The organism is Lutibacter sp., assembly GCF_041555395.1.
GTDB lineage: Bacteria > Bacteroidota > Bacteroidia > Flavobacteriales > Flavobacteriaceae > Lutibacter.
The window spans coordinates 43,349-69,260 of record NZ_JBFFKM010000003.1 but is presented as its reverse complement, the minus strand read 5'-3'; the positions used below and the strand labels follow the sequence as shown (position 1 = coordinate 69,260).

Sequence of the window (25,912 nt, the reverse complement as noted above, 5' to 3'; positions counted from 1 at the left end):
CTTTTAATCAAAACAGCGTTTCAAAGAAATGAAATTTATTTCGATTTTTTAGTGTTTTTTATCAATTTTGATTGATTTTAACCTAAAAAGTAAAAAAAAACTCTCAAAATGAGAGTTTTTTAAATTTTTACATGAAAATGATTAAGCTTGAACTACTTCTGCTGAATCAATTACTATTTGACCTCTGTAATACAATTTTCCTTCATGCCAGTGAGCTCTGTGATATAAATGAGCTTCACCTGTTGTTGGGTCAATAGCCACTTGTGGAACTACTGCTTTGTAATGAGTTCTTCTTTTGTCTCTTCTTGTTTTTGATATCTTTCTTTTAGGATGTGCCATTGCTCTTATTTTTTTCTATTTGTATATTTCTTAATTTATTCCACCTCGGATCGTTTTCCTTGGTTTTATTCTCTTCTTGTTCTTCTTCTTCTTTTATTTCAAGTTCTTTTAACTTCTCTAAAACTTCCGAGTGAAGTGATCCGTCAATTACTCCTGGATGGACTCTTTTTAATGGCACCGACAACACAATTGCTTCATAAATGTATTGGGCAACATTAATTTTATTTTCAGAAAACGGTATGATTAATAGCTCTTCGTTTTCATCATTAAATTCGTCTCCAAATTTCACAACTAAATGAATGTCAGTTTCTATTGGTTGATGAAATAACTCTGTGGTTACATCACAAGCTACCTCAACCCAGCCAGAAAAAGCAAAATCCAATTCAAAAATTGTCGTATTTTTTAAAAATGACAATTCCACTTTTACGTTTGAATCGTAAAACTCATCATAATTAAAAAAATCAAAGAACTTCTTGTCAATTGTATATTCAAATTGATGAATTCCCTCTTTTAAACCAATAAAAGAAATGTCAAACTCCTTTAAATCTTTCATTTCAAACTTCAATTTGAGCGTGCAAAGATATAAAATTATAAATATATCTAAAATATATTTCGAATATTTATCTATTTTCTTTTGATTGGGTACTTTTTAAAGCGTTTTCTGTCAATCTCTTATATTCTCTCCTTGTTTTAAAAATTTGAATTCCGCTAAAAACCGCTTCTTTAAACGAGTTAATATTTGCCTCATCTTTCCCTGCTAAATCATAGGCTGTGCCGTGATCTGGCGAGGTTCTTACTTTATCCAAACCTGCTGTAAAGTTGACTCCTTCTCCAAATGATAATGCTTTAAATGGCGCCAAACCCTGGTCATGATACATGGCTAAAATAGCATCAAAATTTTTATAATTTTCTGAACCAAAAAAGCCATCAGCAGCATATGGTCCATAAACTAATTTCCCTTCATTTTGAATTTCAGCAATTGTTGGACGTATCATGTCATCATCTTCATTTCCTATAACGCCATGATCACCACAGTGCGGATTTAATCCCAATATGGCAATTTTAGGTTTTGAGATGGCAAAATCCTCTACCAAAGTTTTGTATAATATGGCTACTTTTTTCTTAATTAATTCAGGGTTTATTGATGCTGCAACTTTTGAAACAGGAATATGGCCTGTAATTAATCCTATTCTTAAACTTTCAGACATTAAAATCATTAAACTTTCGCCTTTCAATTTTGATTCCAAATATTCTGTATGACCTGGAAATTTAAAATCTTCCGACTGAATGTTCTCTTTATTAATAGGGGCGGTTACCAGCAAATCGATTTCTCCTTTGGCCAATGCATTTGTAGCTGCTTCCAACGATTCAAATGCGTGTTTTCCTGATTCTGCCGTTGGTTTTCCTAAATTTACTTCAATATCGTCTTTCCACAAATTTAATACATTGAACCGACCTTGTATAGCCGCGTCAACTTGCCTTATCCCATTAAAAAGCAAATTAATATCCATATTTTTTTTATAGGCTGTAATCAATTTGGCTGAACCAAAAAGAACCGGCGTACAAAAATCGAACATCCGTTTATCCAAAAAGGTTTTCAAAATAATTTCTATTCCAATACCATTAAAATCTCCTATAGAAATTCCCAATACTATTTTTTCAGATTTGTCCATTAATCAGGTTTATTATACTTAATTTTGAATCATCAAAAGTAGTCAATTAAATTGAAAAAAATATGTTTACCGGTATAATAGAAAGTGTAGGTATTGTTAAAAACCTAAAGAAGGAAGGAGAAAATCTTCATATTACTATTGAAAGTAATTTTACTCCCGAATTAAAAATAGATCAAAGTATTGCGCACAACGGCGTTTGTTTGACCATTGTAAATCTTAAAGGCAAGGAATATAAGGTTACCGCCATAAAAGAGACCCTTGATAAATCCAATTTGAAATATATTGCGGTTGGTGATAAAATAAATTTGGAACGCGCTATGATTCTTGGTGCCAGATTGGACGGACATATTGTTCAAGGACATGTTGACCAAACTGCAGTTTGTACAAATGTTATTGAAGAAAATGGCAGTTGGGTATTTAGTTTTGAATACGACAATACTTATAACAACATTACCATTGAAAAAGGTTCCATAACCATAAATGGGGTGAGTTTAACTGTGGTAAATTCCAAAAAAAACAGTTTTTCGGTGGCGATTATTCCTTATACCTATGAATTTACCAATTTTCACACATTCAAAACAGGAACAGTGGTTAATTTAGAATTTGATGTTATTGGAAAGTATGTAGCGAGGTTGCTGGAAAAGTAATTATTTTTTTCTTTTCAATTCATATATTCCATAAGCCACTCCAGAAACTAATAACAACGATAATCCGCCGTCTATTGGCAAACCAGGAGGAGGAGGAGGAGGACCCGCAGCAGCATTCTTAGGAGGATAAGGTGGCTTCTTAGAATATGCCACAACACTTATGAGCATAAAACAGAAACTCAACAAAAATATGTTAATCCTTTTTTTTTTCATTGTGGGGTTGAATATGATACATACTTAAAAAATTTAATTGAATAAAACGATTATTTTAACAATTGGTGTGTTTTTAACGCGTCGTTTTAAATCTTATTGTGAATCTAAAAAAAACCAGAATTGTTCACTTTAATTTATTAATGGCCAGCGCTTAATTTTGACTCCTAATTTATACCTAAAAGTAATTTTATTTTAACAAAAATCACATTGCTTTTAGTATCATCTCTCAAGGCAAATCAATTCTTGCGGCAAATATAAATTTATTAATTACATACCTAATAAAAATTAAAATAAATAAACAAATCGCCTCCTTTTTAACACAAATGGTTTTATGATAGCAGAAAAATTGATTTTCACTTTATTTCTGATTGAAAGCATCTCATTCTAAAACATTTCTTATTTAAGTTATCACTCAAATTATATTTTTTATTGGCAGCTAAAATAAAAACCCGCCTTATCTCTAAAGCGGGTTTTTAAAATTATGCTATTTAACTGATATTAAAAATACCAAATGTGTTTTTTAAGCAGTCGGTATCATTAGCACTATTGGCTCAATGGTATTAACAGCTCCAACACTTACTGTTATTGGTGTTGACACATAATCATCATACGCTTCCTGATTCATTATTTTTAATATGTAATCTCCGGAAGCAAGTCCTTGAATTAAAAAATCACCATCAGCAATTGTTCTGCTTTCTGTTACATAAACATCAGGCTCACCAGCAACTGCATTAGCTGTATAAACCCCAACTGTTAAATTCTCTAAAGCGGGAAAAGTACTCAAACCATCGACTAAAACTTCACCCGATACATTGCCAGCAATAGACCCTGAATTCACTTCAGCATTTACCCTTATTACAGGTTTCAAATTGTACATGCCAGAAGTTCCTGCCATTACAACCGATTTTTGAACATCCCAGTCAAGTATAAATGAATAAGTATAACCTGGCTCCAAGATGGTATTCATCTTTAATTTTAAACCAGACTGCATGGCACTTGGCGTGTTAAGGGGCATCATTTCTCCTTGACCTTCAACTTCCCCTTCTATTTTAAGCGTATTGCCGTCTCCTAAAACAAGTCTTATTTGTTTTAACATCCCTGAAGGAATAATTTGATCTGTCAATAAAAGGCTATTCCCAGCAATAAGTGTCGTTAAGTCAACATTAATAGGATAATCTTCCGGCTCTCCAAAACTCATCCAACCTTCTTCGCTGTCTCCACTGTTATACTGAATATCTACAATATTAACATTCACTTCTAAATAATTTCCAGGTGCATCAACTAACTTTAATTGAACTCTCGCAGTGTTGTTGCTGTCATCAGTATTGTCACAACTTTGAAATCCCAGCATTACAACCATTGCTCCAATGGCTGCAACATAAATTCTTTTTAACATCATCTCTTTTAATTTTTAATTAAAAATTTATTCTTAATACAAAGATGGACTCTTCTTAAGAGAAAACTGTTACACAATTTTATCATAGAGTTATATAATTCACACATCAGATTCACCTTAAAATTAATTTAATAGTTTATTCCTTTTGTGTACAAATAACTACCATCTATGTTATATAACAAACCATTCAGCAAAAACTCTGCCAATAAATAAAGAAATGTTTTATAATTTAATTTTTACTGTTAATGTTTTATAATCCAGTCAGGACTTGAGTCAGGATCACCAATTACCTCCATAAGTTTTGTCCCACTACCTAAAAGTAATACTCCGGCAACGTGAGGTGTTGCCATTGAAGTTCCTGAAATGGTATTATATCCACCATCTATCCAAGTAGACTTAATGCTTACTCCCGGAGCGCACCAATCAATTGGTGGATTTCCAAAATTAGAAAAACTCGCAAAGTTATTATTGCTATCTGACGCTGAAACGGTGACAATATAAGTACCATTCGCGCTGGCAGGTGAATGATTATTGGCATCATCGCTTTCATTCCCTGCAGCAAGGCAAAACATTACACCTCCGCTTGAAGCAGCCACAACAGCATCATTCAAAGCCTGTGAAAAAGAACCTCCAAGACTCATATTTGCTACATCACCAGAAGAACCATTTGCTCCAACATAATCTACTCCAGCCATGACACCTGAATAACTGCCGCTCCCTCTTCTGTCTAAAACACGTACCGCAACAACTTTGGCGCCTGCCGCTACACCAATTACGCCTTCTGAGTTATCAATTGCAGCAATAGTACCTGCAACATGAGTTCCATGTCCGTTGGCATCATTTGGATCGTTAGCATCTTTTCCTCCAAGAAAAGATCTACTTCTTAATACATCAACATTTAAATCTGGATGTGAAAAATCAATTCCGGTATCAATAATCCAAGCTGTGCCTGTGTTAGTTCCATTTACACCTCCATTAACCCTTGCAATACCCCAAGGCACTTCCTGAGGGGTGGTTGTGCTGCCACCACCACCTGCCCAAGCGGGCTTTCCGAGCATCATTAACTGATCTTGCTCAATTAATTTGATACGACTGTCTTTTTTCAGCAGTTGAAGTTGATTTTCATCAAGCTTGGCTGCAAATCCATTTATACTATATCCATAAGTTTGAATAATATTTTCTTTGGCCAACTGAATATTAGAAAACTTAGAAAAAATTTCATCAGTTAAAACGCTTTTCATCTGGCTGTATTTTAAATTGGCCTTTTTAGCGGAAGACTCTCCATTTAAAATAACAATGTACTGGCCTTCAATAGGTACTGATTTAAAATTAACAGGAGCATCCATTTCCTGAGTTACTATTTGCCCGTCATCATTTTGACATCCAATAAAAAATAATGGTATTGTTAAAACAAAAAATAAGACAATTTTTAATAAGAATTTAGTTGTTTTCATGTGTATGAATTTTTAAAATTGGTAGTCGTAAATACTAAATTACAAAAAATAAAATAATAAATGTTAATTTCTCATTGAAAATGCCAAACTTTATAATTAAGTAATATAAATAGTGACCTTAATGCCACAAAAATAAAATTTGGGCACAAAAAAAAGCCTTTCAAAAATGAAAAGCTTTCTTTTATTTTGTGGTCCCACTTGGGCTCGAACCAAGGACACCCTGATTATGAGTCAGGTACTCTAACCAGCTGAGCTATGGGACCTAAAACTGGTTTGCAATATTACCACTATTTTCGTTTATGCACAATGATTTTAATCAATTTTTAAAATTTTTTAAATCTAACCTAACCACTTGTATGTTAGCTTTTATATTGTTTTAACTGAATTAAATTTTTTCAAAATTTTGCTTAAACCATACTTTCTGGTATTCTCTTTTTAAAACCAAATAGGTTATTTCCTCAATACTCGTCGTTAAATCATCATTCTTCAGTTTGGCCAATTCACTTTCGGGAACATCAATTCTGTACAACAGGCTTAAATAATTATCATATTGATTGGTGATTAAATTATATAAAACTTCAAATAATCTTTTTTTAAGCTGAACCGGTGAATTTGTAATGTCAAAACTTAAGGCCACATTTGCCAATTGGAAATCTTTATTTAACTGCTCAATTAAGCGCTCGTATAAATTTTCAATTGCTATTGATTTTAATAACTCTAAAGATTTTTTTGCTGGTAACATTAAATGGTACGTTTCATTAAACTGATTCCGAAATTTTTAAGAATGGCTTTTTTTTCATTAGAAATCGATAATTTATCTAAAATTTCAAATGATTTATTTGTAAACCTTTCAATTTCCTGAATTGTAATTTCTGCAATGTTGTTATTATTGAAAATTTGAGTCACTTTCGCAATCTTATTGTCATTTTTGGCATTGGCATCATAAAAGTCCATCAGTTTTTCTTTATCATCAATCCCGCAAACTTCGATGGCCTTTAAATACAAAAATGTCTTTTTATTTTCGGCAATATCCCCTCCTATTTGTTTTCCAAACAGCGCTTCATCACCAAAAGTATCCAGATAATCATCCTGTAATTGGAAAGCAATTCCCAGATTTAAACCGAAATCGTAAATGAGTTCAGCTTCAGCATTGTCAACTTTCGCAATAATAGCGCCCATTTTCATGGCTGCAGCCACCAAAACCGAGGTTTTGTAAGTGATCATTTGTATATATTCAGGAATGTTGACATCCGTTCTGGATTCAAAATCAACATCCAGTTGCTGGCCTTCACAAACTTCAAGGGATGTTTTGCTGAATAATTTTAATAACTTCTTAAAAACAGGTTCTTCATAATTTTCAAAGCATTGATAAGCCATAATTAACATGGCATCTCCCGATAAAATTCCGGTATTGATATCCCATTTTTTATGAACAGTTTCATGGCCTCTTCTTATTGGTGCACTGTCCATAATATCGTCATGCACTAATGTGAAATTATGAAATATTTCTATGGCCAAAGCCGCATCGTACGCATTTTTTACATTTCCATGAAACAGGTCACAAGTCATTAAAGTTAATACCGGACGCAGGCGTTTTCCGCCTATTTCAAGTATATAATGTATAGGCTCATATAAATTGGCAGGCTCTTTTACACCAATTTTTCCGTTTAAATAACCAACGAAATTTTCTTTATAAGTTTCAATACGCTCCATTTTTGATACAAATTTGACGTAAAAATACATCATTCGAGGCTAATTAAAAAAATGCCAAAAAGATAAAATCAAATAATTTTACAAAAACTTTGGAAACTTTTTTTGTGTTTGAAGTTTCCTTTATTATATTTGCACCTCGAATTATAAATGATGAAAGAAACAATACTTAAAAAAGCTGGAGATATATTTTTAAAACTCGGATTTAAAAGTGTAACCATGGATGATATCGCTAATGAGTTAGCCATATCAAAAAAAACTATTTACAAGTATTTTAAAAACAAAGAAGAACTTGTAGATGAAACGGTATCTCTTGTCCATGAAACCATGCACAATGAAGTGTACTGTATTTGTGATAAAGGTTATAATGCCATTCAAGAAAATTTTGAGATTAAAAATATGTTTAAAAATATGTTTAAGAATTCCGATGATTCTCCTATGTACCAACTTGAAAAATACTACCCAAAAACATTTAGCAAAATTATGGCTAACGAATTTTCAATGTTTAAAGATTGTATTTCAAATAACCTCAAAAAAGGAATGGCTGAAGGCTTATATAGAAAAAATATTGATGAAGAACTTGTTACTAAATTCTACTTTTCCTTAGCAATGAGTGTCCATAATTCCAAATTACATGCCTACAATAAAAATACTTTAAACAAATTAGAAACCAGTGTTCTTGAATATCACACAAGAGCTATAGCAACAGAGAAAGGAATAAAAATTTTAGAACAACAATTAAAAATAAATATAATTTAAAAATGAAAAAAATACTAACGCTGTTTATTGGAATACTTTTTAGCATTGCCATAAATGCACAGGAAAGCACTTCATTATCACTTAAACAAGCTATAGATTTCGCATTGCAAAATAGTTACGCCTCCATAAATGCAGATAGAGATGTAGCAATTGCGAAAAAGAAAAAATGGGAAACTACAACAATTGGTTTACCACAAATTGACGCCAAAATAGATTATACTCAATGGTTAAAGGAACAACTCATATTAATTCCTGCAGCGTTTATTGGGGGTGCGCCAGGTGAATTTACAGAGGTTTCGTTTGTTACTAAACACAATATGAATGCCACAGCAACTTTAAATCAGTTGATTTTCGACGGATCTTATTTAGTGGGATTGCAATCGGCAAAAACATATTTAAAGATTTCAGAAAACGCGAAAGTAAAAACTGAACTCGGTATTAGAGAAGCGGTTATTAATGCCTACGGAAATGTGCTTGTAAGTGAAGAAAGCATTTTAATTATAGAAAAAAACCTAAAAACGTTAGAAAAAAACCTGGAAGAAACCACTCAAATTTTTCTAAATGGATTTATTGAAGAAGAAAATGTTGAACAACTAAAAATCACTTTGTCATCTGTTAAAAGTCAGCTTTCCAAAACTAAAAATTTAAACCTGATTGCCTACAAAATGTTAAACATCACTTTGGGATTAGACATCAATACTTCCATAATATTAACAGATTCGTTAACCAATCTTACCCAAGAAAATATTAATTTGGAATTGCTTTCCTCCGATTTAACTATTGAAAACCATATTGATTATAAAATTGCAAAAAACACTGAAAAAGCCAATGAACTGTTCGTGAAGCTGGAACAAAGCAAAGCATTGCCCACTTTAAAAAGTTTTGTAAACTTTGGTTATGCCGGATTTGGTCAAAGTTTTGACTTTATGAAAAAAGAACAAAAATGGTTCGATTCTTCTTTGCTTGGCGTTAGTTTAGATATTCCTATATTCAGCAGCCTTGCGCGAAGTTCAAGAACACAACAAGCCAAAATTGAACTTGAAAAAGCAAAAACAAACCTTACCGAAACTGAACAAAAATTATCGCTTTTATTAGCTTCGGCCAAAACAAATTACAATTTCAGTATTGAAGAGTATGAAACCTCCGAACAAAATTTGTCTTTGGCTGAGCGCATTGAAAAAAAACAACAAATCAAATTTTTTGAAGGAATTTCAACAAGTTTTGACCTGCTGGAAGCGCAAAGACAATTATATACGATGCAACAAAGTTATTTGCAGGCGATGCTAAATGTTATCGCCAATAAAGCAACTTTAGACAACGCACTTAACACACCAATCAACAACTAGAAAATTGAATACAATGAAAAAAATAACATTCCTTTTTATTGCTGCCATCATTACTATATCTTGTGGAGATGACGTAAAAAAATCTTCCTTAGAAGAATTAAATGCCCAAAAAACAATATTGGTTTCTAAAATAGACAGTTTAAACGCAGCATTAAAATCTGTGGAAAAAGAAATTTCCAAATTAGATTCCGATAAAAACCTTCAATCGGTAACAATTCTTCCGGTTAAAAATGATGTTTTTAAACATTTTCTGGAAGTTCAAGGCGTTGCCCAAGCCAACAAAAACATAGAAATAAGTCCGGAATTAGGCGGAACCGTAACTGCCATTTTGGTAAAAGAAGGCCAAAAAGTGGTTTCCGGCCAACTTTTAATTCAACTGGATGATTCCTCCATAAGAAACAGCATTAATGAACTGAACACGCAATTAACCTTGGCAAACACAACCTTTGAACGTCAGGAAAGGCTTTGGAAACAAAAAATTGGTTCAGAAATGCAATATCTTCAGGCAAAAGCCCAAAAAGAAGGTTTAGAAAATAATTTATCATCCTTAAGAACTCAGGCAAGAAAAATGAAAATTACTGCGCCTTTTAGTGGAACTGTTGATGAAATTTTCCCAAGATTGGGAGAACTAACCAATCCCCAAATGCCAGCCGTAAGATTGTTAAATTTGGACAATGTGTATGTGGAAGCGGATGTAACCGAGACCTATTTACCCATAATTAAACAAGGAACCGAGACTGTTGTTCATTTCACCTCCATAAATAAAGAAATAACTTCAAAAATATCACAGGTAAGTAATTATATAAATCCGGCAAACCGAAGCTTTAAAATCAGAATTAACTTAAACAATCCGGATCAAAGTATTAAACCCAATTTGTTAGCTGACATTAAAATAGTGGATTTTGAAACAAAGGGAATCATTATCCCCACATCATTAGTGCAACAGGACCAAAATGGCAATAATTACGTTTTTACCCTTGTCGCTGAAAATAATGAGCAAAAAGTGGTCAAGAATATGATTACCGTTGCCAATGAATACAATCATGAAATATATATAAGTGCCGGATTGACTAAAAATGACATCCTGATAAATGCTGGTGCTAGATTTGTAAAAGAAGGAGACATTGTTAAAATAAGTAAAGAGTAATTCTGCACCAAACCTAGAAAAGCATCTAAAATGAGTAAAGTATTAAAAGAATTCAAACTTTCAACTTGGTCAATTAACAATAAAATGACTGTGTTTGTAATTATTGGAATGATTTTTTTGGCAGGAATTTATTCTTATCAAAGTATGCCAAGAGAAGCTTTCCCTGAAATTGTTGTGCCCGAAATATTTGTATCAACCGCTTATCCCGGAAACTCTGCAATTGATATTGAGAAATTAATTACGCGTCCGTTAGAGAAAGAAATAAACGGAATTTCAGGTGTAGATGAAATTACCTCCACTTCTATTGAAGGGTTTTCATCCATAAAAGTGACATTCGATTTTAGCGTTACGCCAACCGAAGCCTTGCGAAAAGTAAAAGATAAAGTTGACGCCGCAAAATCTGATAACGATTTCCCAAAGGATTTACCCGCCGACCCCAATGTGAAAGAATTAAACTTCGCTGAATTAATGCCTATTATGAACATTAATTTATCGGGTGATTTTTCTATGGATGAACTTAAAGAATACGGGGAATATTTAGAAGATGAAATTGAAAAAGTTCCTGAAATTTCAAAAGTTGACATCCGCGGAATTCAAGACAAAGAAATGGAAATCAGCGTTGATTTATACAAAATGGAAATTTCCAAAATCAGCTTTTCTGATATTGCACAGGCCATTCAAAATGAAAATATGACTGTCTCGGGCGGCGATTTATTGGAAAATGGTTTGCGAAGAAATGTTCGTGTTTTAGGAGAATTTAAATCGGCTGATGAAATTGCAAATATTATTGTAAAACAGGAAAACGAAGAAATTGTTTACCTGCGCGATATTGCAACCGTTACCTTTAAAGAACAGGAAAAACAAAGTTATGCACGTGAATTTTCACAGCCTGTTGTTATGCTTGATGTTACCAAACGCGGCGGTGAAAATTTAATTATCGCTTCCACGCAAATTGATGAAATTATCGCCAAAGCCAAAGAAAGTTATTTTCCTTCCAATTTAAGCATTTCTAAAACCAACGACCAAACAAACGATACAAAAACCATGGTTTCTGATTTGGAAAACAGCATTATTCTGGGAATTATTTTAGTGGTAGTTGTGCTGCTTTTCTTCCTTGGAATAAGAAATGCCCTTTTTGTTGGAATTGCAATTCCATTGTCCATGTTTATGTCTTTCATCATATTGAATGCTTTGGGCGTAACCTTAAATACCATGGTGCTGTTCTCTTTGGTAATTGCATTGGGAATGCTCGTGGATAACGGGATTGTTGTCGTTGAAAATGTTTACCGTTTATTAGATGAAGGCTGCTCAAAAATTGATGCCGCTAAATATGGCGTTGGTGAAGTTGCCATGCCTATTGTTGCTTCAACGTCAACAACGCTGGCTGCCTTTTTACCGTTGGCTTTTTGGCCTGGAATGATGGGGGAATTTATGCGCTATTTACCCATTACGCTCATCATCGTTCTAACTTCCTCGTTATTTGTCGCTTTGGTGATAAACCCAATGCTGACTTCCGTTTATATGAAAATAAAAGAAGACGAAGTTAATTTTAAAAAAATAGTAATTTTCAGTGCCATTTTATTTTCCTTAGGTGTTATTTTAATTATTGCCGGATTAATTTCAGAAATAAAAGGACTAAATGCTGCCGGATTGCTATTGATGATTGCAGGGCTGCTCCGCATTATTAACACAAAATTATTATCCCCTGCAACCGACTGGTTTCAGAATAAATTACTGCCCCGTTTAGAAAATTATTATGAACGCTCTTTAAAATTTGCATTGAAAGGCAAAAGACCAAGGATCTTCTTTTTAGGAACATTCGGCTTATTGCTATTTTCAATACTGCTTTTTGGGGTATTTTCGCCAAAAGTACTTTTCTTTCCAGAAACGCCTCCAAAACAAGTTTATGTTTATCTGGAATATCCTATTGGAACAGATATAGAAATCACCAACAAACTTTCCATAGATCTTGAAAATAAAATTCAGCAGTATTTAAAAAAATATGAAGTAGATGGTAAAAACGTTTTGATTACTTCAGTAATTGGGCAAGTTGGTGAAGGAACAAGTGATCCAAATCGCGGACAAGATGGTGGAACAACACCCAACAAAGCACGAATAACCATTGATTTTGTTAAATTTATTGAACGAGGAAGCGTTGATACCCAAGATGTTTTAATTGAAATTAGAGCATTGCTGAAAGATATCCCAGGAGTAGATATTATCGTTGATCGACCATCCGACGGTCCGCCAGCCGGATCGCCAGTTAATATTGAAGTTGCCGGCGATGATTATCAACAATTATTGGCTACCGCTGAAGACATCAAACAATTTATAAAAACCAAAAATATTTTAGGCATTGAAGAATTGAAATTAGATGTTGAACAGGGAAAACCCGAATTACCTATCATCATAGACCGCCAAAAAGCACGTCGTTTAAATGTTTCAACCGGCCAAATAGGTGATGCGCTTCGAACTTCATTATATGGAAAAGAAATCTCCACTTTTAAAGACGGCGAAGATGATTACCCCATAAACATGCGTTTAGCGGACAAATATCGTTACAATAAAGAAGCCTTAATCAATCAAAAAATTACTTTTAGAAATCAAAGCTCTGGTAAAATTGTTCAGGTTCCAATTTCATCAATTGCCCACGCCGAAACTTCATCAACATTCAGTTCCGTTAAACGGAAAGATTTAGATAGGGTCATTACTATTGCATCAAACGTTCTTGAAGGTTATAATGCTACGGAAATAAATAATCAGATTAAAATGGAAATGAAAAATTATGATTTGCCAAAAAACACTTCAATTTCCTTTACCGGTGAGCAAGAAAAACAGGCTGAAGAAATGGCTTTTTTAAGCAAGTCTTTATTAATTGCGGTATTTTTTATTTTTCTGATACTTGTGGCACAATTTAACTCAACTTCAACCCCAATCATCATTTCATTAACCGTATTATTAAGTTTAATTGGCGTTTTACTTGGCTTAATTGTCTTTAGAATGGAATTCGTAATTATGATGACCATGATTGGGATTATTTCGCTTGCGGGTATTGTGGTGAACAATGCCATTGTACTTATTGATTACACCAACTTAGTGATGGTGCGAAAACGATTGGAATTGGGATTGGAAGCAGGTATTTTAACCAAAGAAGTTATTTATGAAAGTATTGTTGAAGGCGGTAAAACGCGTTTAAGACCTGTTTTGTTAACCGCAATAACAACTATTTTAGGCCTGTTGCCTTTGGCCATTGGAATAAATATTAACTTTATGACCTTGTTTACGGAGTTTGATCCGGAATTTTATATTGGCGGCGAAAACGTTGCATTTTGGGGACCTATGTCCTGGACCATTATTTTTGGTTTAACATTTTCAACTTTCTTAACGCTGATTATTGTTCCCGTAATGTATTCGTTGTTAAATAACTTAAAGTTTAAGCTGAACAGAAAACAATAATTTATTAAAAGCGATTAAAACACCCATTAAACATTCAAATTCAATTGGTATAACAGCGTTGCTTTTTTTATTTAATTTGTAGGATATGAAAAATGAAAAATCTTATACGGTAGAAGAAGCAACCAAATTGATGGAGAACTTTTGCGCCTATCAGGAACGCTGCCACAAAGAAGTGGATCAAAAACTGTACGATTTGCATATGATACCTGAAGCGAGAGAAAAAATAATGCTTCATTTGTTACAGCACAATTTTTTAAATGAAGAACGCTTTTCAAAAGCTTTTGCCAGGGGTAAATTCTCCATAAAAAACTGGGGACGAATTAAAATTGTAAATGAATTAAAATTCAGAAATATTTCATCCTATAACATAAAAACAGCTTTAAATGAAATTGATGATCAAGAATATTTTAAAACCCTTCAAAAAATTGCAGAAAAAAAATGGGTCTTGATTAAAGAACCCAATGCATTCAAAAAAAGAGGCAAACTTTTAACTTATCTTAGCTCAAAAGGCTATGAATCTGAATTCATTTATGAGGTTGCAAAAGGATTCATTTAATGGATTATTCTACTGGTTAAGTTTGCTTATAAATACGGAATCCATTTCTTTTTTTATGGCAATAACATCGGTGATATGGGTATTTGGGACGGTTACCGAAAGCACATAATGTTCAATTTTCCAGGTATTATCGGTTTTATTTAAAACTCCCGAACCTCTGCAAACCCCCATCCAAGTAGTCAAAAGTTCATCAAACCAAGCAATATTTCCACCGGCTGAAACATAAATATTTCGTTTAAGCGGCTTAAAATCCCATGCTTTACCCCGATCAAAAAATGGTTTACTGAATGCTTTAAAGTCCTTTTTGTTCCAATTTTCTTGAGCATCGGTTCCAATAAAAACACTGTTGGCCGTCATCGAATCAAAATACGATTCATAATTTGACTCTGAAGCGTTTTTATGCCAGGCATCCAACATGGTGTTTATAGTCTCTTTTTCAGAACTGACCGTTATCTTTTTTGTTTCAGATTGTTCATTTTGACAGGCGGAAAAAATCGCTAAAAAAATAATTAATAAGATTTTTTTTGTCATTGCTGTTTATTTTTTAAAAGTCTTTTTCGCTGCATATTTTCATAGCGTGGCGGAGTGATGGTTTCTTTGACTTCAACAGGGTTTTCCGTATCAACCTCTAATGCATTTTGAATAGTTTCAGCCTGATAAATAGTGTTTATTTTTGAATTGATTGCCGAATAAATTGACACTATATTGCTAACTTCCTCTTTCACTTCTTCTTTTGAAATGGAAGGAATTATAGCCATATCGGCCAATCGCAACGTTTCATTGTGCAATACATTGATTCGTGCTATGATATTCGGTTTTTGTAATTTCTCAACCCTTAAGGAATCTTTCATCAACTTAACCAATTCCGAAAGTTCCTTTGCGCTGCTTAGCGCTTCAAAAGTGGTTATGCTATAATATTTTAACAATAGTTCATCAACATCCTGATATTCTTTCCAAGTATCCAGGCCTGATTTTGCTTCCGGAATTAATGTTTCACCAATCTTATTTTCTATTCGATTTGCATCTATTTTTAAAGAATCAGATTTATCAGAAACGGCTGCCGTCTCTTTATTTCTATTGCAAGAAAAATTGAACAATAAAATCATTAATAAAAAAGGATATATATACTTCATTATAAAACTTATTAACGCCAAAAATACTAATTATTACACTATTTTATTATAAAATTAATAATTTGATAAAAAACGATTCAGAATAACCCAAAAATTTAATTTTCAGTATATTTGCATCCGTGATAAAAGGATATATAACTCTATGGATAAAAGCATATTAATTATAGGTGCATGCGGTCAGATTGGTACTGAACTGACACTAAAATTACGCAAAAATTATGGAAAAAACGCCGTAATTGCATCAGACATCAGCGAAGGAAGCGAAGAATTAATGCAGTCTGGTCCTTTTGAGTTTATAAATGCACTGGATTATAACCAAATTTCTGCCGTTATTGATAAATATGCGATTACTGAAGTGTATTTGATGGCAGCAATGCTCTCGGCAATTGGCGAAAAATTCCCGGCAAAAGCATGGGAACTCAACATGAATTCGTTATTGAACATCCTTAATTTGGCGAAAGAAGGAAAAATTAAAAAAATATTTTGGCCAAGTTCAATCGCTGTATTCGGGCCAACAACGCCAAAGGAAAATACACCTCAAAAAACAGTGATGGAACCAACCACCGTTTACGGAATAAGTAAACTGGCCGGAGAACGCTGGTGTGAATATTATTATGATAAATACGGCGTAGATGTAAGAAGCATGCGTTATCCGGGAATCATAAGCTGGAAAACAAGTCCGGGAGGAGGAACAACCGATTATGCCATAGAAATTTACCATAAAGCGCTGCTTGATGGCAATTACGATTCTTTTTTAAGCAAAGACACCAAATTACCGATGATGTATATGGAGGATGCGATTGACGCCACCTTAAAAATAATGGAGGCCCCTGCCGAAAACATAAAAATCAGATCTTCCTACAACTTGGCAGCTATCAGTTTTACGCCTGAAGAAATTGCCGAGGAAATTAAAAATTTCATTCCCAAATTTGCCATTTCTTACCATTCAGACTTCAGGCAAAGTATTGCCGACAGCTGGCCAAGCAGTATTGACGATTCCGAAGCCAGAAAGGATTGGGGATGGCAGCACAAATTTGATTTAGCAAAACTCTCTGACAGCATGTTAAGGAATTTGCAGGTTAAATTTGATGAGATTAAAACTCAAAAATAGCTACTAAAAAAAGCCCCGAAAATATATTTCGGGGCTTTTTTTTAAAAGTCTTTTTTTCGCAACTTTAAGTTCATTCTGAAAACCGGTAAAATTACCCACAGCATTAAAACACCCATTGAAATAAACATTCCAAAATTTGTTCCAAAAAATTTACGGAACACAGCACCTGTGTATCCAAGCAGTGCAGAAATATCAAGCTTCAACAAAATTAAAATCCGTGATAAATCAATCGGATTGAGCATTGTTGCCATCAATGAAAATTTATCCAATGGATACTCATTTAGAAGCACCAATGATATTAGAAAAATTCCATCGTAAATGACGGCCAAGAACAACCACATTAAAATGGCATAACCAAATCCCTTGATTTTATTTTCGGTTGAAAGGGCAATGTTGTAGGACAAAGCCACAAAAATAAAATTCAGAAAAGTGCCGACAACCAACAACAGGCTAAAATTAAAAATAGCGGCCGATTTAAATATTCCATACAAAACAAATGGTATTCCCAACCCCAAAAGCAAACTTAGGGTCAAAGAAATTGAAATTCCCAAATACTGTCCCATAAATATTTTTTTTCGGTTTATGGGTTGTGCCAATAACAATTCAGTAAATTCTTTTGAATCATAATAGTACATTACGCCAAAAATAGTGCCTATTAAAGGCGTTAAAACAATGATGATGTTCATTAATGTGATTACGGCTTTATCCACGTCGTTATTCAGAAATAACAACACAAAACCCAGTATCAAATAAAACATAAAGTACACATAACTCCACCGACTTCGCATTAAATCGTAAAAACTGTATTTTAATATTTTAAGCATCTTGTTTGGATATTAAATTGGCGATTGCATGTTCTAAATTGTCATTGTTCGTTTGCTTTTTCAAGGCTTCAATGGTTCCCTTAAAGTAAATTTTACCATCGAGCAAGAAAACAATTTCATCTGCAACTTCATCAACAAAACTCATAATATGCGAAGTGATTAATATGGTTTTGCCCTTCTCTTTCTCTTTCTGAATAATTTCTTTTAAACGAATGAGCGCAATTGGATCTAAACCATTTGTAGGTTCATCCAAAATAATTAGTTCACTGTCAAACATAAATGTCAGCACAATGTTTACTTTTTGCTTTGTTCCTCCCGATAAATTTCCAAGTTTTTTGTCCAAAAAGTTTTTCAACCCAAAAAGTTCAATGAGCTCGTGATCATTGGCCTCTTTTGGCCTAAGGTTTTTAACCATATTTATGAGCTCAATTACCGTTAAGTTCGCAGGAAAATTGGCTATTTGCGGTAAATAATTTAAGTTATTTCGGTATGCCCACTGCTGAAAAACACTTTTTTTATCGAAAATTATTTCGCCTTTATTTGGGATTACCATCCCAAGCAAACATTTAATTAAGGTGGTTTTTCCAGAGCCGTTAGGTCCTAGAATGGCAAATATTCCTCCTTTACTAATTTCGAGGTCTAAACCGTCCAAAACGACTAATTTTCCAAATCGTTTGTGTAAATTCTTAAATTCAATCATTTATTCTTTTCATTAGCGGGTTGATGTCCATTAAATCGTCGGGCGTAAAAACCGGCGAAACTTTTTCTGAAAAATTGACAATATCTACAAACAAACTTCTTAGTAATATCAAGGCTTCCGGTGTTTTATTCACAATGTAAGAAAAAAGTTTTACAGGCCTATAAGGCACATCACCAATGCCATTTTTATCTAAATCATATCCGGTATATTCACTCCAATAATTATTATTGAACTTATTGTCATTAATGTTAGAATTGTAAGCCAAGTCTAACGAATTGTTCATAAAGTCATTATTGATAAAAATGTTCGAATAACAGGCTCCCCTAATTTTAACAGCCCAGCCATTTCGCAAAAAAATGTTGTTTTTATAATTAATGCGGGTTGAACCTTCTGCATTGATACCAATTGTATTTTGTTCAAACAAATTATCATAAATTTCTGCATCATAAATTTCTTTTAACAGTAAACCATAGGAAGCAGATCCCCAATTAAGCCTAAATTTATTATGGTGCATGGTAATATATTTAGAAAACATAACCGCAACGCCGGCTCCGTTATTTCTAAACTCATTGTGGTGATACACATTATTGTTCGAAAACATAAAATGCAGCCCATAGCGGATATTGTTATGGCTGAAGTTTTTATATACCATACTTTTTTTTACAAATTCGAAGTAGATGCCGTCGCGGAGGCCATACATTTCATTGTTGTAAACTTTCATATCATCGCCACTCCAAATATGAATGCCGTTTCCTGAGCCGGCTTCGTTTTTGCGGTTGCTTGAGATTTTATTGTTTCTAATAATGCCTCTTTTTGATTTTTCAATTAAAATTCCAAAGTAAACATTTTCCAAAATGCAGTTTTCTATCATAAAATCAATACCCTTTATCACTTTTATTGCAGCATATTCTACGGTATAGCTAGCGCCCACATTAATAATTTTCAAGCCTTTAATCTTAAATTTATTTGTTTCAAAAATTAATATGCCTCCCACATTTTGACCGTCAATAATGGCTCCTTCTTCGCCTATTAAGGATATAGGCTTATTAATGACAATATTATGCTCTTTATAAACTCCTTTTTTAATAAGAATCTCATCGCCATCCTTTGCGACTTTGATGGCTTCTTTAATGTTTTTAATGTCACAGCTTTCGCAAACTACAATTTGTTTAGCGGTAACTGCAATAGAAATAAAAAAGAAAAATAACAGGATTTTACACTTCATTATTTATCGGAAAGTTTTTGTTTCAGTGTTTCCCAAGTGTAGATTTCCCCTGAGTGTTTTTGCTGATATTCTTCAGCAGTATTTTTTAATGAAAACGCAGAAAGATTTGCGCCCATAGGACTTTTTATTTCAGTACTTATTAAATAGGCGGCTGTTTCAGCATCTGTCATTTCTCCCGGATTCCCATAATCCGCCACCAATAATACCGCTATTTTTTCTTCACTATTTTGACCTACATAATTAACCACACACTCAATGGCGTCAAATTTGAACTGCTTGCCCTTTGCTGTAACAAATTGCGCTGCATGGGTTTTATCCACAATATTCATTTTACAAAAATCACATTGATCTTTGCCAAATTCAATGGCTTCAGGTTCCACTTTACAAGAAATTGTGAGCAACAAAACGATGGTCCCAAGAAATAGTTTGAGGAATTTAGTTTTCATTATTTTTTGATTTTAATAGTTCTCAAATATACAGTAAAAAGTTTTGAGTTTTAAGTTTTGCGTTTTGAATATTTAGAATTCAACCTCTTAGTTACCGGTTTATTAATTAATAAAATATTTGATTCAATATAAAACGAGTATAAGAACATATACCCGTTTTATCTGTTGAACAACAATAAAAATATTTATGCTTTTGTTTCTTTTTTACCGACAAAAAATGCAACCAAGGTTAACATCATTCCCGCAAACAAAAAATAAGCTCCGGTTCTTGGATAGGAATGTGCCTTAAAATTAAGAATGTCCTTTGTGCCGAAAAGAGGCGGTTGAAATCCCATCACCGAACCATCAGGGTTCGTGAATTTCATAATTGCTTTCGGATTTAAATTATGTCCATAATCGTACTCCCACAAATAGAAATCATACATCCCGGCAATCCCTAAAACACACATTAAAACAAACCAGGCCAGAAATAATTTATGGTTGCCAAAAAACCCGATAATCACACCTAAAACCGCCATGACACCTATGGCTATGGGAAATATTTTAAACTCGGGAATGGTTTCGGGAATATATTGCATCCCCACGTAGTGGTTCATTAAATTGATATTTTTGATATCAAATTCATGAGTATCCTTGAATTTATTGATGTGGATATCCATCCCTAATGGAATTGGATATTGCGGAGCTTCCAGCGTTATATTCCATAAAGGAAATACAAATAGCCCAAGTAATAGCAGAGAGCCCACTATCATTAATATTTTAGATTTTTTCATCATTTAAAAAATTATTGCTTTTATTAGATGTGCAAAATAACTGACACATTTTACACGAAACACCCTACTTCAAATTATCAAAAAATTTATAACTCTTCGATTTTAAGAATTCACGAAATAAAGATTAAAAAACTTAAGGTGAAGATTCATGTAAACAGCAAATAAATTTTTTCATTCGATTTTTATTTAAAGCGGGCAAAATTTTAAAATAATGCCCGCTTATTTAAACTATTTAAAGTTTCATTTTATAAAAGTTGTATTATTCAGCATCAACAGCATCACCATCCAAAGTATATGTTAACGGAACGTTAGATCCTTTTGGAGATACCCTGATATAACCCTGCATTTCCTGGTGCAAAGCTGAACAGAAATCTGTACAATAAAACGGCCAGACACCAACTTGCTTAGGTTCCCAAATATTGGTTTCTGTTTGACCAGGCATAATCAACAACTCAGAAGTTTGAGCGCCAATTACGGCAAATCCGTGAGGCACATCATAATCTTGCTCAAGGTTTGTTATGTGGAAAAACACTTTGTCGCCAACTTGGATACCTTCAATGTTGTCCGGAGCAAAGTGAGAACGTATCATGGTCATATACACATGAACTTCGTTTCCTTTTCTTATCACTTTAGCAGCAGCCTGAGACTTGGTAGCAAACGGGTGTTTATTTTCTTCTAATTTGTATATTTTTTTAGATTTAGGCATTATTAATTCCGCTGGGATTCCTGCGGCATAATGTGGCTCTCCAATTGTTGGGAAATCTAATAGCAACTCCATTTTCTCTCCTGTAATATCAAATAATTGCGCAGATTGGGTTACTTCAGGACCCGTTGGCAAATAACGGTCCTTTGTAATTTTGTTCATCGCCAACAAGTATTTACCGAAAGGTTTTCTTGAATTTCCTCCAGGAATCATTAAGTGACCCACAGAGTAATAAACTGGTTTTCTGTCGATAACTTCCCATGTTCCTAATTTCCATTTAACCACTTCAGAAGAAATAAAGAAGGTAGTATAGGCATTTCCTTTTCCGTCAAACTCGGTATGTAATGGTCCTAAGCCAGGTTGTTTAACTGCTCCGGCCAAAGTTGCTTCGTATTGCAAAATTGGAATGCCATAAGCATCGCCGTCAAATTTTTTCTCTTCAATCGCTTTAAGCATTTTACTGAATGAGTGGATTGTTAATTCAGCAGCCAATTTTCCGCTTCCAACAATATATTCACCTGATGGATCAACATCGCAACCATGAGGAGATTTTGGTGTTGGCATAAAATAGATAGCACCAGGAACGTCACTTGGGTTCACAATTAATACTTCTTCTTTTATCGTAGAAGTGGCAGAATGTGTTTCATCCTTATAAACATTGTGCGCATACCTGGTTGGCGCTTTTGTACCGCCTCCATTATTTACATATTCTTCAATTTTTTTCCAGTTGATGGCAGCAATAAAATCCTTGTCATTTTGAGAGGCATTTACCTCTAACAATGAATTTGCTTCTTCTGTATTATAAGTTGTAAAGAAAAACCAACCATGTGAATCACCTCTTCCAGGGTGTGATAAATCATAGTTAAAACCAGGCATCATTAATTGGAACTTAATATCCATACCGCCATCTTTAGGATCAACTTTAATAAAAGTTAAAGCTCCTTTAAAGTTTCCTTTATACTCTTTAATAGGCATATCTCTTTGAGGAAAAGGAATACTAAAACGTGTTCCTGCCACAACATATTCTGTATTTTCGGTAACAAAAGAGGAACTGTGGTTACCTGCTGAGTTAGGAATTTCAATAATTTCAGTAGTTTCAAAAGTTGTTAAATCAATTTTTGCAATACGAGGTGTATTGTTACCATTGATAAATACCCAACGTCCATCCAATTCACCTGCGGTTTGAGAAATATCAGGGTGATGTGAATCATCCCATGGAATAAATCCGTGAGAAGTATTAAGCATTGGTTTTGTTTCTTCATTAAATCCGTAAGCTTTTTCAGCATCTACCGAAAAAACAGGAATTACTTTAAATAAACGTCCTGACGGAAGTCCATAAACAGCCAATTGGCCACTGAATCCTCCTGATACAAAAGCATAGAACTCATCATATTCACCTGGAGCCACGTACACTTTTTCGGCAGCATTACTGGATAAAGCGCCATTTTTCTTTGAGTCTCCTTTTCCACAACTTCCCAGTACCATTGAAAGTACCGTAATTGCAAGTAAAGATTTAAAAATTGTTTTCATATTATAGTATTTTATTGTTTGGTATTCATCTTATTCATCCGTTGCAGATGTTTTTGTTCTAAAGTATTCTAATATTTTTCTCGCTTCTTCTTCTGTTAAACTTTGATTGGCCATTGGAGCGATATATTCAGCAAGCAATTTTTTAGCTATTGGATTTTCAACAACCATTACTTCCGGGTTAAGAATCATATTCATAATCCACTCTGGTGTACGTCTTTCAGTTACCCCAACCATAGCCGGCCCAATAAGTCTTTTGCTGATTTTATGACAGGCAGCACATTTTGCTGCAAAAATAGCTTTTCCTTCATCGGCCATATTTTGGTCAATATCACCAAGTTCAATGCTGGTTATTGGTCCAATACCTTTATCTTTCATAGGGTCGGTTTCCTCAACCACTGCTTTTTGTTCTTCAACAGGCGCTGAAACTTTTTCCTCCTTTTTGCCATCACCTCCACAGCTTGTGATTACTGCTGCTACAAGTGCTAATACTACTACTTTTAAGTTCATCTATAAAATTTATTTCAGTTAGGGTTATATAAAACAGCCTCTTTTAAAGTTTTCAATAAGAAATCCTGGCTATTCAATTTTTTTTGTTCGTTTTTTTTTCAAAATTATTCGGTAGGCACCAATACATTGTCGATTACATGAATCCAGCCATTGCTCACATTTACAGTTTTTAATATTTTAGTTCCGCCAACATAAACGCCATCTTCTTTATCTTCAACAAGTAAATATTTACCAGAAGCCATATATAATTTGCGGCCCTTTTTAGCTTCCTTTTTAAGTTGTTCAATAGGATAATTCGCCGGAGCCACATGATTGACTAGAATAAAAGCCAGTTTTTCCTTATTTTCAGGTTTTAATAATGTTTCCACAGTTCCTTCGGGAAGCTTATCAAAAGCTGCATTTACAGGAGCAAAGATTGTTAATGGGCCAACATTTACAACAGCATCTTCAACACCCGCGGCTTCAATAGCTACTACCAATGTTTTGAAGTCATCTAATGATTTTGCCACTTGTAATGCGTTTGCCGCCGAAACATCGTCGGAAACAGCTGATTGCCCTTTCCCTTCTGAAGCAGTTTCTGTTTTTGTTTCAGTTACTTCTTGTTTTTTTTCTCCGCCATTGCACGAAACAATGAATAGTGCAAATACTGCTAAAAGTGAGGTGGTTAAATTGATTTTTTTCATAATTTATGGTTAATGTTAATAAATACTCAGCAAATGTAATGTTCCAAAATTAGCTAAATTATGACTAATATCATAATTTAGCGAATAAAAGATATTTTTATCTTTATATATTGCAACCAATGTTACCTTTGTTACCAAAATAAAATTCTAAGTTTGCCTTTTGAGATTTAAAAAATGCTAAATGCCGTAAGAAAAAATCTAAAAACGCGACAAGAATGACAATAAATTTAATAAAAAAATGGATAACTTTCTAATAAAAAACAGTTTAAATAAAACAATTTCCTATTTGTCCTATAGAAGCTTCATAAAAAAATTAATTTCTGAAGGAAAATCAACCGGAATTAAACAAACTGATGAACATCTGAATTTCAGTAGATTGAATGATACAAGAATGGACCGCCTAGATAAAACGTTGAAAATATCGGATGAAACTCAAAACTCCCTGGACAATCTGAACAAGGGTTTTACTTTTTTAGTTATTACCGAAGGCTGGTGCGGCGATGCTGCCCAAATTTTACCTGTCATCAATAAAGTTGCAGAAGCATCGGACAAAATTGATTTCAAAATTGTTCTGCGCGATGAAAATGAGGCTTTGATGAACCAGTATTTAACAAACGGCAGCAAATCCATTCCTAAAGTCCTTATTTTAGATCAGGAAAATAATGTGTTGGATTCCTGGGGGCCCAGACCTACTATTGCGTCAAAGATGGTGGTGGATTATAAATCCAAAAACGGAAGTTTGGATGAAGATTTTAAAAAGAATCTGCAAATTTGGTACAATAAAGATAAAGGCAACAATACGCAGGAGGAACTCTTAAGCTTATTGAAAGCTTCTTAACTTTTTTAATTAATAATTATTGGTGAACTGTTTTCGGTTATGTTTAACTGTTAATTGTTAATTCAATTGCTTTTAATCCCAGCATACAGTTATCGGTTTATTTTGAATACCTTTGCGGCCTAAATACAATCCATGATTACAGATTTTAACAGCATCCCCGAAACCGCAAAAATTTGGGTATTTCCGGCAAGCAGAAAATTTTATCTACAGGAACTTCCAGAAATAATCACCAAAATTGAACAATTTTTAACGGACTGGGAAAATGAGAATCAGCCTATTTCAGCGGCATTTGTTATAAAATACGACCGTTTTATTATTGTTACCGCCAACGATACAGAACAAAGCCTGAGTTTGGAAGCCCAGGATAAATTGGCAAGCTTTATTCAATCACTTGAAAACAGCTACGAGCTTATTTTAATGGACAGGATTAATGTGTGTTACAAACAAGGAGAATTCGTACAGTATAAAGCACTTCCCGAGTTCAAAAAAATGATTAAGGACAAAGGTGTTTCACAAAACACGATGGTATTTAATTCCATGATTAACCTTAAAGAAGAATTGGAATTTGGCTGGGAAATTAATATTATGGACAGCTGGCTGGGGAGATTTGTGAAATAGCAAACCCAATAAATAACAAAACTGTTTTTTTAACCGCAATGAGCGCAAAGCTTTACGCAAAGTTCGCGAGAATAAAAAACACATAAATGAACAAATTATTGGCTAATTGGCTAATAATGTCATTG

At 33.7% G+C, this 25,912-nt stretch carries 27 protein-coding genes and 1 tRNA gene; 9 read left to right on the top strand and 19 right to left on the bottom strand.

The genetic code is table 11. From position 1 onward, the window contains the following. Positions 1–141 precede the first annotated feature (141 nt). The 3 genes from rpmF to pdxA form a co-directional block, all read right to left on the bottom strand. Positions 142–339, bottom strand: coding sequence for a 50S ribosomal protein L32 (gene rpmF / locus ABY285_RS01545; RefSeq protein ID WP_372766302.1), 198 nt, complete (start codon positions 337–339; stop codon positions 142–144). Beyond that, complete coding sequence (locus ABY285_RS01540; protein WP_372766299.1) at positions 326–892, bottom strand: DUF177 domain-containing protein; 567 nt, start codon at positions 890–892, stop codon at positions 326–328. Before ABY285_RS01540 ends, rpmF begins: the two co-directional genes overlap by 14 nt. A gap of 67 nt (positions 893–959) precedes the next feature. Beyond that, a complete protein-coding gene (pdxA, locus tag ABY285_RS01535; RefSeq protein ID WP_372766297.1) occupies positions 960–2,012 on the bottom strand; it encodes a 4-hydroxythreonine-4-phosphate dehydrogenase PdxA in 1,053 nt (350 codons plus the stop codon). Positions 2,013–2,074: 62 nt separating this feature from the next. On the opposite strand from pdxA, the gene ABY285_RS01530 reads away from it, so the two are divergent. Further along, positions 2,075–2,659, top strand: a complete 585-nt coding sequence (locus ABY285_RS01530; protein WP_372766295.1) for a riboflavin synthase — start codon at positions 2,075–2,077, stop codon at positions 2,657–2,659. On the opposite strand, the gene ABY285_RS01525 is transcribed toward ABY285_RS01530, so the two are convergent. From ABY285_RS01525 to ABY285_RS01500, 6 genes are all read right to left on the bottom strand, one after another. After that, entirely contained in the window at positions 2,660–2,872 is a 213-nt protein-coding gene (locus ABY285_RS01525; protein WP_372766293.1) for a PID-CTERM protein-sorting domain-containing protein, read from the bottom strand. It lies immediately after the preceding gene. 520 nt (positions 2,873–3,392) lie between these two features. Beyond that, complete coding sequence (locus ABY285_RS01520; RefSeq protein ID WP_372766290.1) at positions 3,393–4,271, bottom strand: DUF4382 domain-containing protein; 879 nt, start codon at positions 4,269–4,271, stop codon at positions 3,393–3,395. Positions 4,272–4,510: 239 nt separating this feature from the next. Continuing rightward, positions 4,511–5,722, bottom strand: a complete 1,212-nt coding sequence (locus tag ABY285_RS01515; protein ID WP_372766288.1) for a S8 family serine peptidase — start codon at positions 5,720–5,722, stop codon at positions 4,511–4,513. 189 nt (positions 5,723–5,911) lie between these two features. Then, positions 5,912–5,985, bottom strand: a tRNA-Ile gene (locus ABY285_RS01510). A 122-nt stretch (positions 5,986–6,107) separates the two neighbouring features. Further along, positions 6,108–6,464: a hypothetical protein gene (locus tag ABY285_RS01505; protein WP_372766286.1), complete on the bottom strand. Its 357-nt coding sequence runs from the start codon at positions 6,462–6,464 to the stop codon at positions 6,108–6,110. Further along, complete coding sequence (locus tag ABY285_RS01500; RefSeq protein ID WP_372766284.1) at positions 6,464–7,435, bottom strand: polyprenyl synthetase family protein; 972 nt, start codon at positions 7,433–7,435, stop codon at positions 6,464–6,466. The genes ABY285_RS01505 and ABY285_RS01500 overlap by 1 nt, the downstream gene beginning before the upstream one ends. Positions 7,436–7,582: 147 nt before the next feature. Between ABY285_RS01500 and ABY285_RS01495 the strand changes: the two genes are divergently transcribed. The 5 genes from ABY285_RS01495 to ABY285_RS01475 all read left to right on the top strand — a co-directional run bounded on the left by ABY285_RS01495 (position 7,583) and on the right by ABY285_RS01475 (position 14,696). Beyond that, positions 7,583–8,191 (top strand): TetR/AcrR family transcriptional regulator, encoded by a 609-nt coding sequence (locus ABY285_RS01495; RefSeq protein WP_372766281.1) that lies wholly within the window; start codon positions 7,583–7,585, stop codon positions 8,189–8,191. A gap of 2 nt (positions 8,192–8,193) precedes the next feature. Beyond that, the gene (locus ABY285_RS01490) at positions 8,194–9,537 is read left to right on the top strand and encodes a TolC family protein (RefSeq protein ID WP_372766279.1); all 1,344 of its coding nucleotides are present in this window, start codon (positions 8,194–8,196) and stop codon (positions 9,535–9,537) included. A gap of 13 nt (positions 9,538–9,550) precedes the next feature. Continuing rightward, entirely contained in the window at positions 9,551–10,684 is a 1,134-nt protein-coding gene (locus tag ABY285_RS01485) for an efflux RND transporter periplasmic adaptor subunit (protein ID WP_372766277.1), read from the top strand. Between the two features lie 30 nt (positions 10,685–10,714). Next, complete coding sequence (locus ABY285_RS01480; protein ID WP_372766275.1) at positions 10,715–14,140, top strand: efflux RND transporter permease subunit; 3,426 nt, start codon at positions 10,715–10,717, stop codon at positions 14,138–14,140. A gap of 85 nt (positions 14,141–14,225) precedes the next feature. Continuing rightward, entirely contained in the window at positions 14,226–14,696 is a 471-nt protein-coding gene (locus ABY285_RS01475; RefSeq protein WP_372766273.1) for a regulatory protein RecX, read from the top strand. Positions 14,697–14,705: 9 nt separating this feature from the next. Here ABY285_RS01475 and ABY285_RS01470 read toward each other — a convergent pair whose 3' ends face one another. Continuing rightward, positions 14,706–15,227 (bottom strand): nuclear transport factor 2 family protein, encoded by a 522-nt coding sequence (locus tag ABY285_RS01470; protein ID WP_372766271.1) that lies wholly within the window; start codon positions 15,225–15,227, stop codon positions 14,706–14,708. Next, the gene (locus ABY285_RS01465; protein ID WP_372766269.1) at positions 15,224–15,829 is read right to left on the bottom strand and encodes a hypothetical protein; all 606 of its coding nucleotides are present in this window, start codon (positions 15,827–15,829) and stop codon (positions 15,224–15,226) included. Before ABY285_RS01465 ends, ABY285_RS01470 begins: the two co-directional genes overlap by 4 nt. Positions 15,830–15,971: 142 nt before the next feature. Between ABY285_RS01465 and ABY285_RS01460 the strand changes: the two genes are divergently transcribed. Next, entirely contained in the window at positions 15,972–16,940 is a 969-nt protein-coding gene (locus tag ABY285_RS01460; protein WP_372766267.1) for an NAD-dependent epimerase/dehydratase family protein, read from the top strand. A gap of 41 nt (positions 16,941–16,981) precedes the next feature. On the opposite strand, the gene ABY285_RS01455 is transcribed toward ABY285_RS01460, so the two are convergent. The 8 genes from ABY285_RS01455 to ABY285_RS01420 form a co-directional block, all read right to left on the bottom strand. Next, positions 16,982–17,764 carry an ABC transporter permease gene (locus tag ABY285_RS01455; RefSeq protein WP_372766265.1) on the bottom strand — a complete coding sequence of 261 codons (783 nt, stop codon included), beginning with the start codon at positions 17,762–17,764 and terminating at the stop codon, positions 16,982–16,984. Continuing rightward, a complete protein-coding gene (locus ABY285_RS01450) occupies positions 17,757–18,464 on the bottom strand; it encodes an ABC transporter ATP-binding protein (protein ID WP_372766263.1) in 708 nt (235 codons plus the stop codon). Before ABY285_RS01450 ends, ABY285_RS01455 begins: the two co-directional genes overlap by 8 nt. Continuing rightward, a complete protein-coding gene (locus ABY285_RS01445; RefSeq protein WP_372766261.1) occupies positions 18,457–19,689 on the bottom strand; it encodes a nitrous oxide reductase family maturation protein NosD in 1,233 nt (410 codons plus the stop codon). The genes ABY285_RS01450 and ABY285_RS01445 overlap by 8 nt, the downstream gene beginning before the upstream one ends. Further along, positions 19,689–20,135 carry a nitrous oxide reductase accessory protein NosL gene (locus ABY285_RS01440; protein WP_372766259.1) on the bottom strand — a complete coding sequence of 149 codons (447 nt, stop codon included), beginning with the start codon at positions 20,133–20,135 and terminating at the stop codon, positions 19,689–19,691. Before ABY285_RS01440 ends, ABY285_RS01445 begins: the two co-directional genes overlap by 1 nt. A gap of 185 nt (positions 20,136–20,320) precedes the next feature. After that, positions 20,321–20,908 carry a hypothetical protein gene (locus ABY285_RS01435; protein WP_372766362.1) on the bottom strand — a complete coding sequence of 196 codons (588 nt, stop codon included), beginning with the start codon at positions 20,906–20,908 and terminating at the stop codon, positions 20,321–20,323. A 259-nt stretch (positions 20,909–21,167) separates the two neighbouring features. After that, entirely contained in the window at positions 21,168–23,141 is a 1,974-nt protein-coding gene (gene nosZ / locus ABY285_RS01430) for a Sec-dependent nitrous-oxide reductase (RefSeq protein ID WP_372766257.1), read from the bottom strand. A 30-nt stretch (positions 23,142–23,171) separates the two neighbouring features. Continuing rightward, positions 23,172–23,648: a c-type cytochrome gene (locus ABY285_RS01425; protein ID WP_372766255.1), complete on the bottom strand. Its 477-nt coding sequence runs from the start codon at positions 23,646–23,648 to the stop codon at positions 23,172–23,174. 104 nt (positions 23,649–23,752) lie between these two features. Further along, on the bottom strand, positions 23,753–24,331 hold the full coding sequence (locus tag ABY285_RS01420; protein ID WP_372766253.1) for a fasciclin domain-containing protein: 579 nt from the start codon (positions 24,329–24,331) through the stop codon (positions 23,753–23,755). A gap of 238 nt (positions 24,332–24,569) precedes the next feature. Here ABY285_RS01420 and ABY285_RS01415 point away from each other — a divergent pair, with 238 nt between their 5' ends. Then, complete coding sequence (locus ABY285_RS01415; protein ID WP_372766251.1) at positions 24,570–25,169, top strand: thioredoxin family protein; 600 nt, start codon at positions 24,570–24,572, stop codon at positions 25,167–25,169. 132 nt (positions 25,170–25,301) lie between these two features. Continuing rightward, positions 25,302–25,787: an ABC transporter ATPase gene (locus ABY285_RS01410; RefSeq protein WP_372766249.1), complete on the top strand. Its 486-nt coding sequence runs from the start codon at positions 25,302–25,304 to the stop codon at positions 25,785–25,787. Positions 25,788–25,912 lie beyond the last annotated feature (125 nt).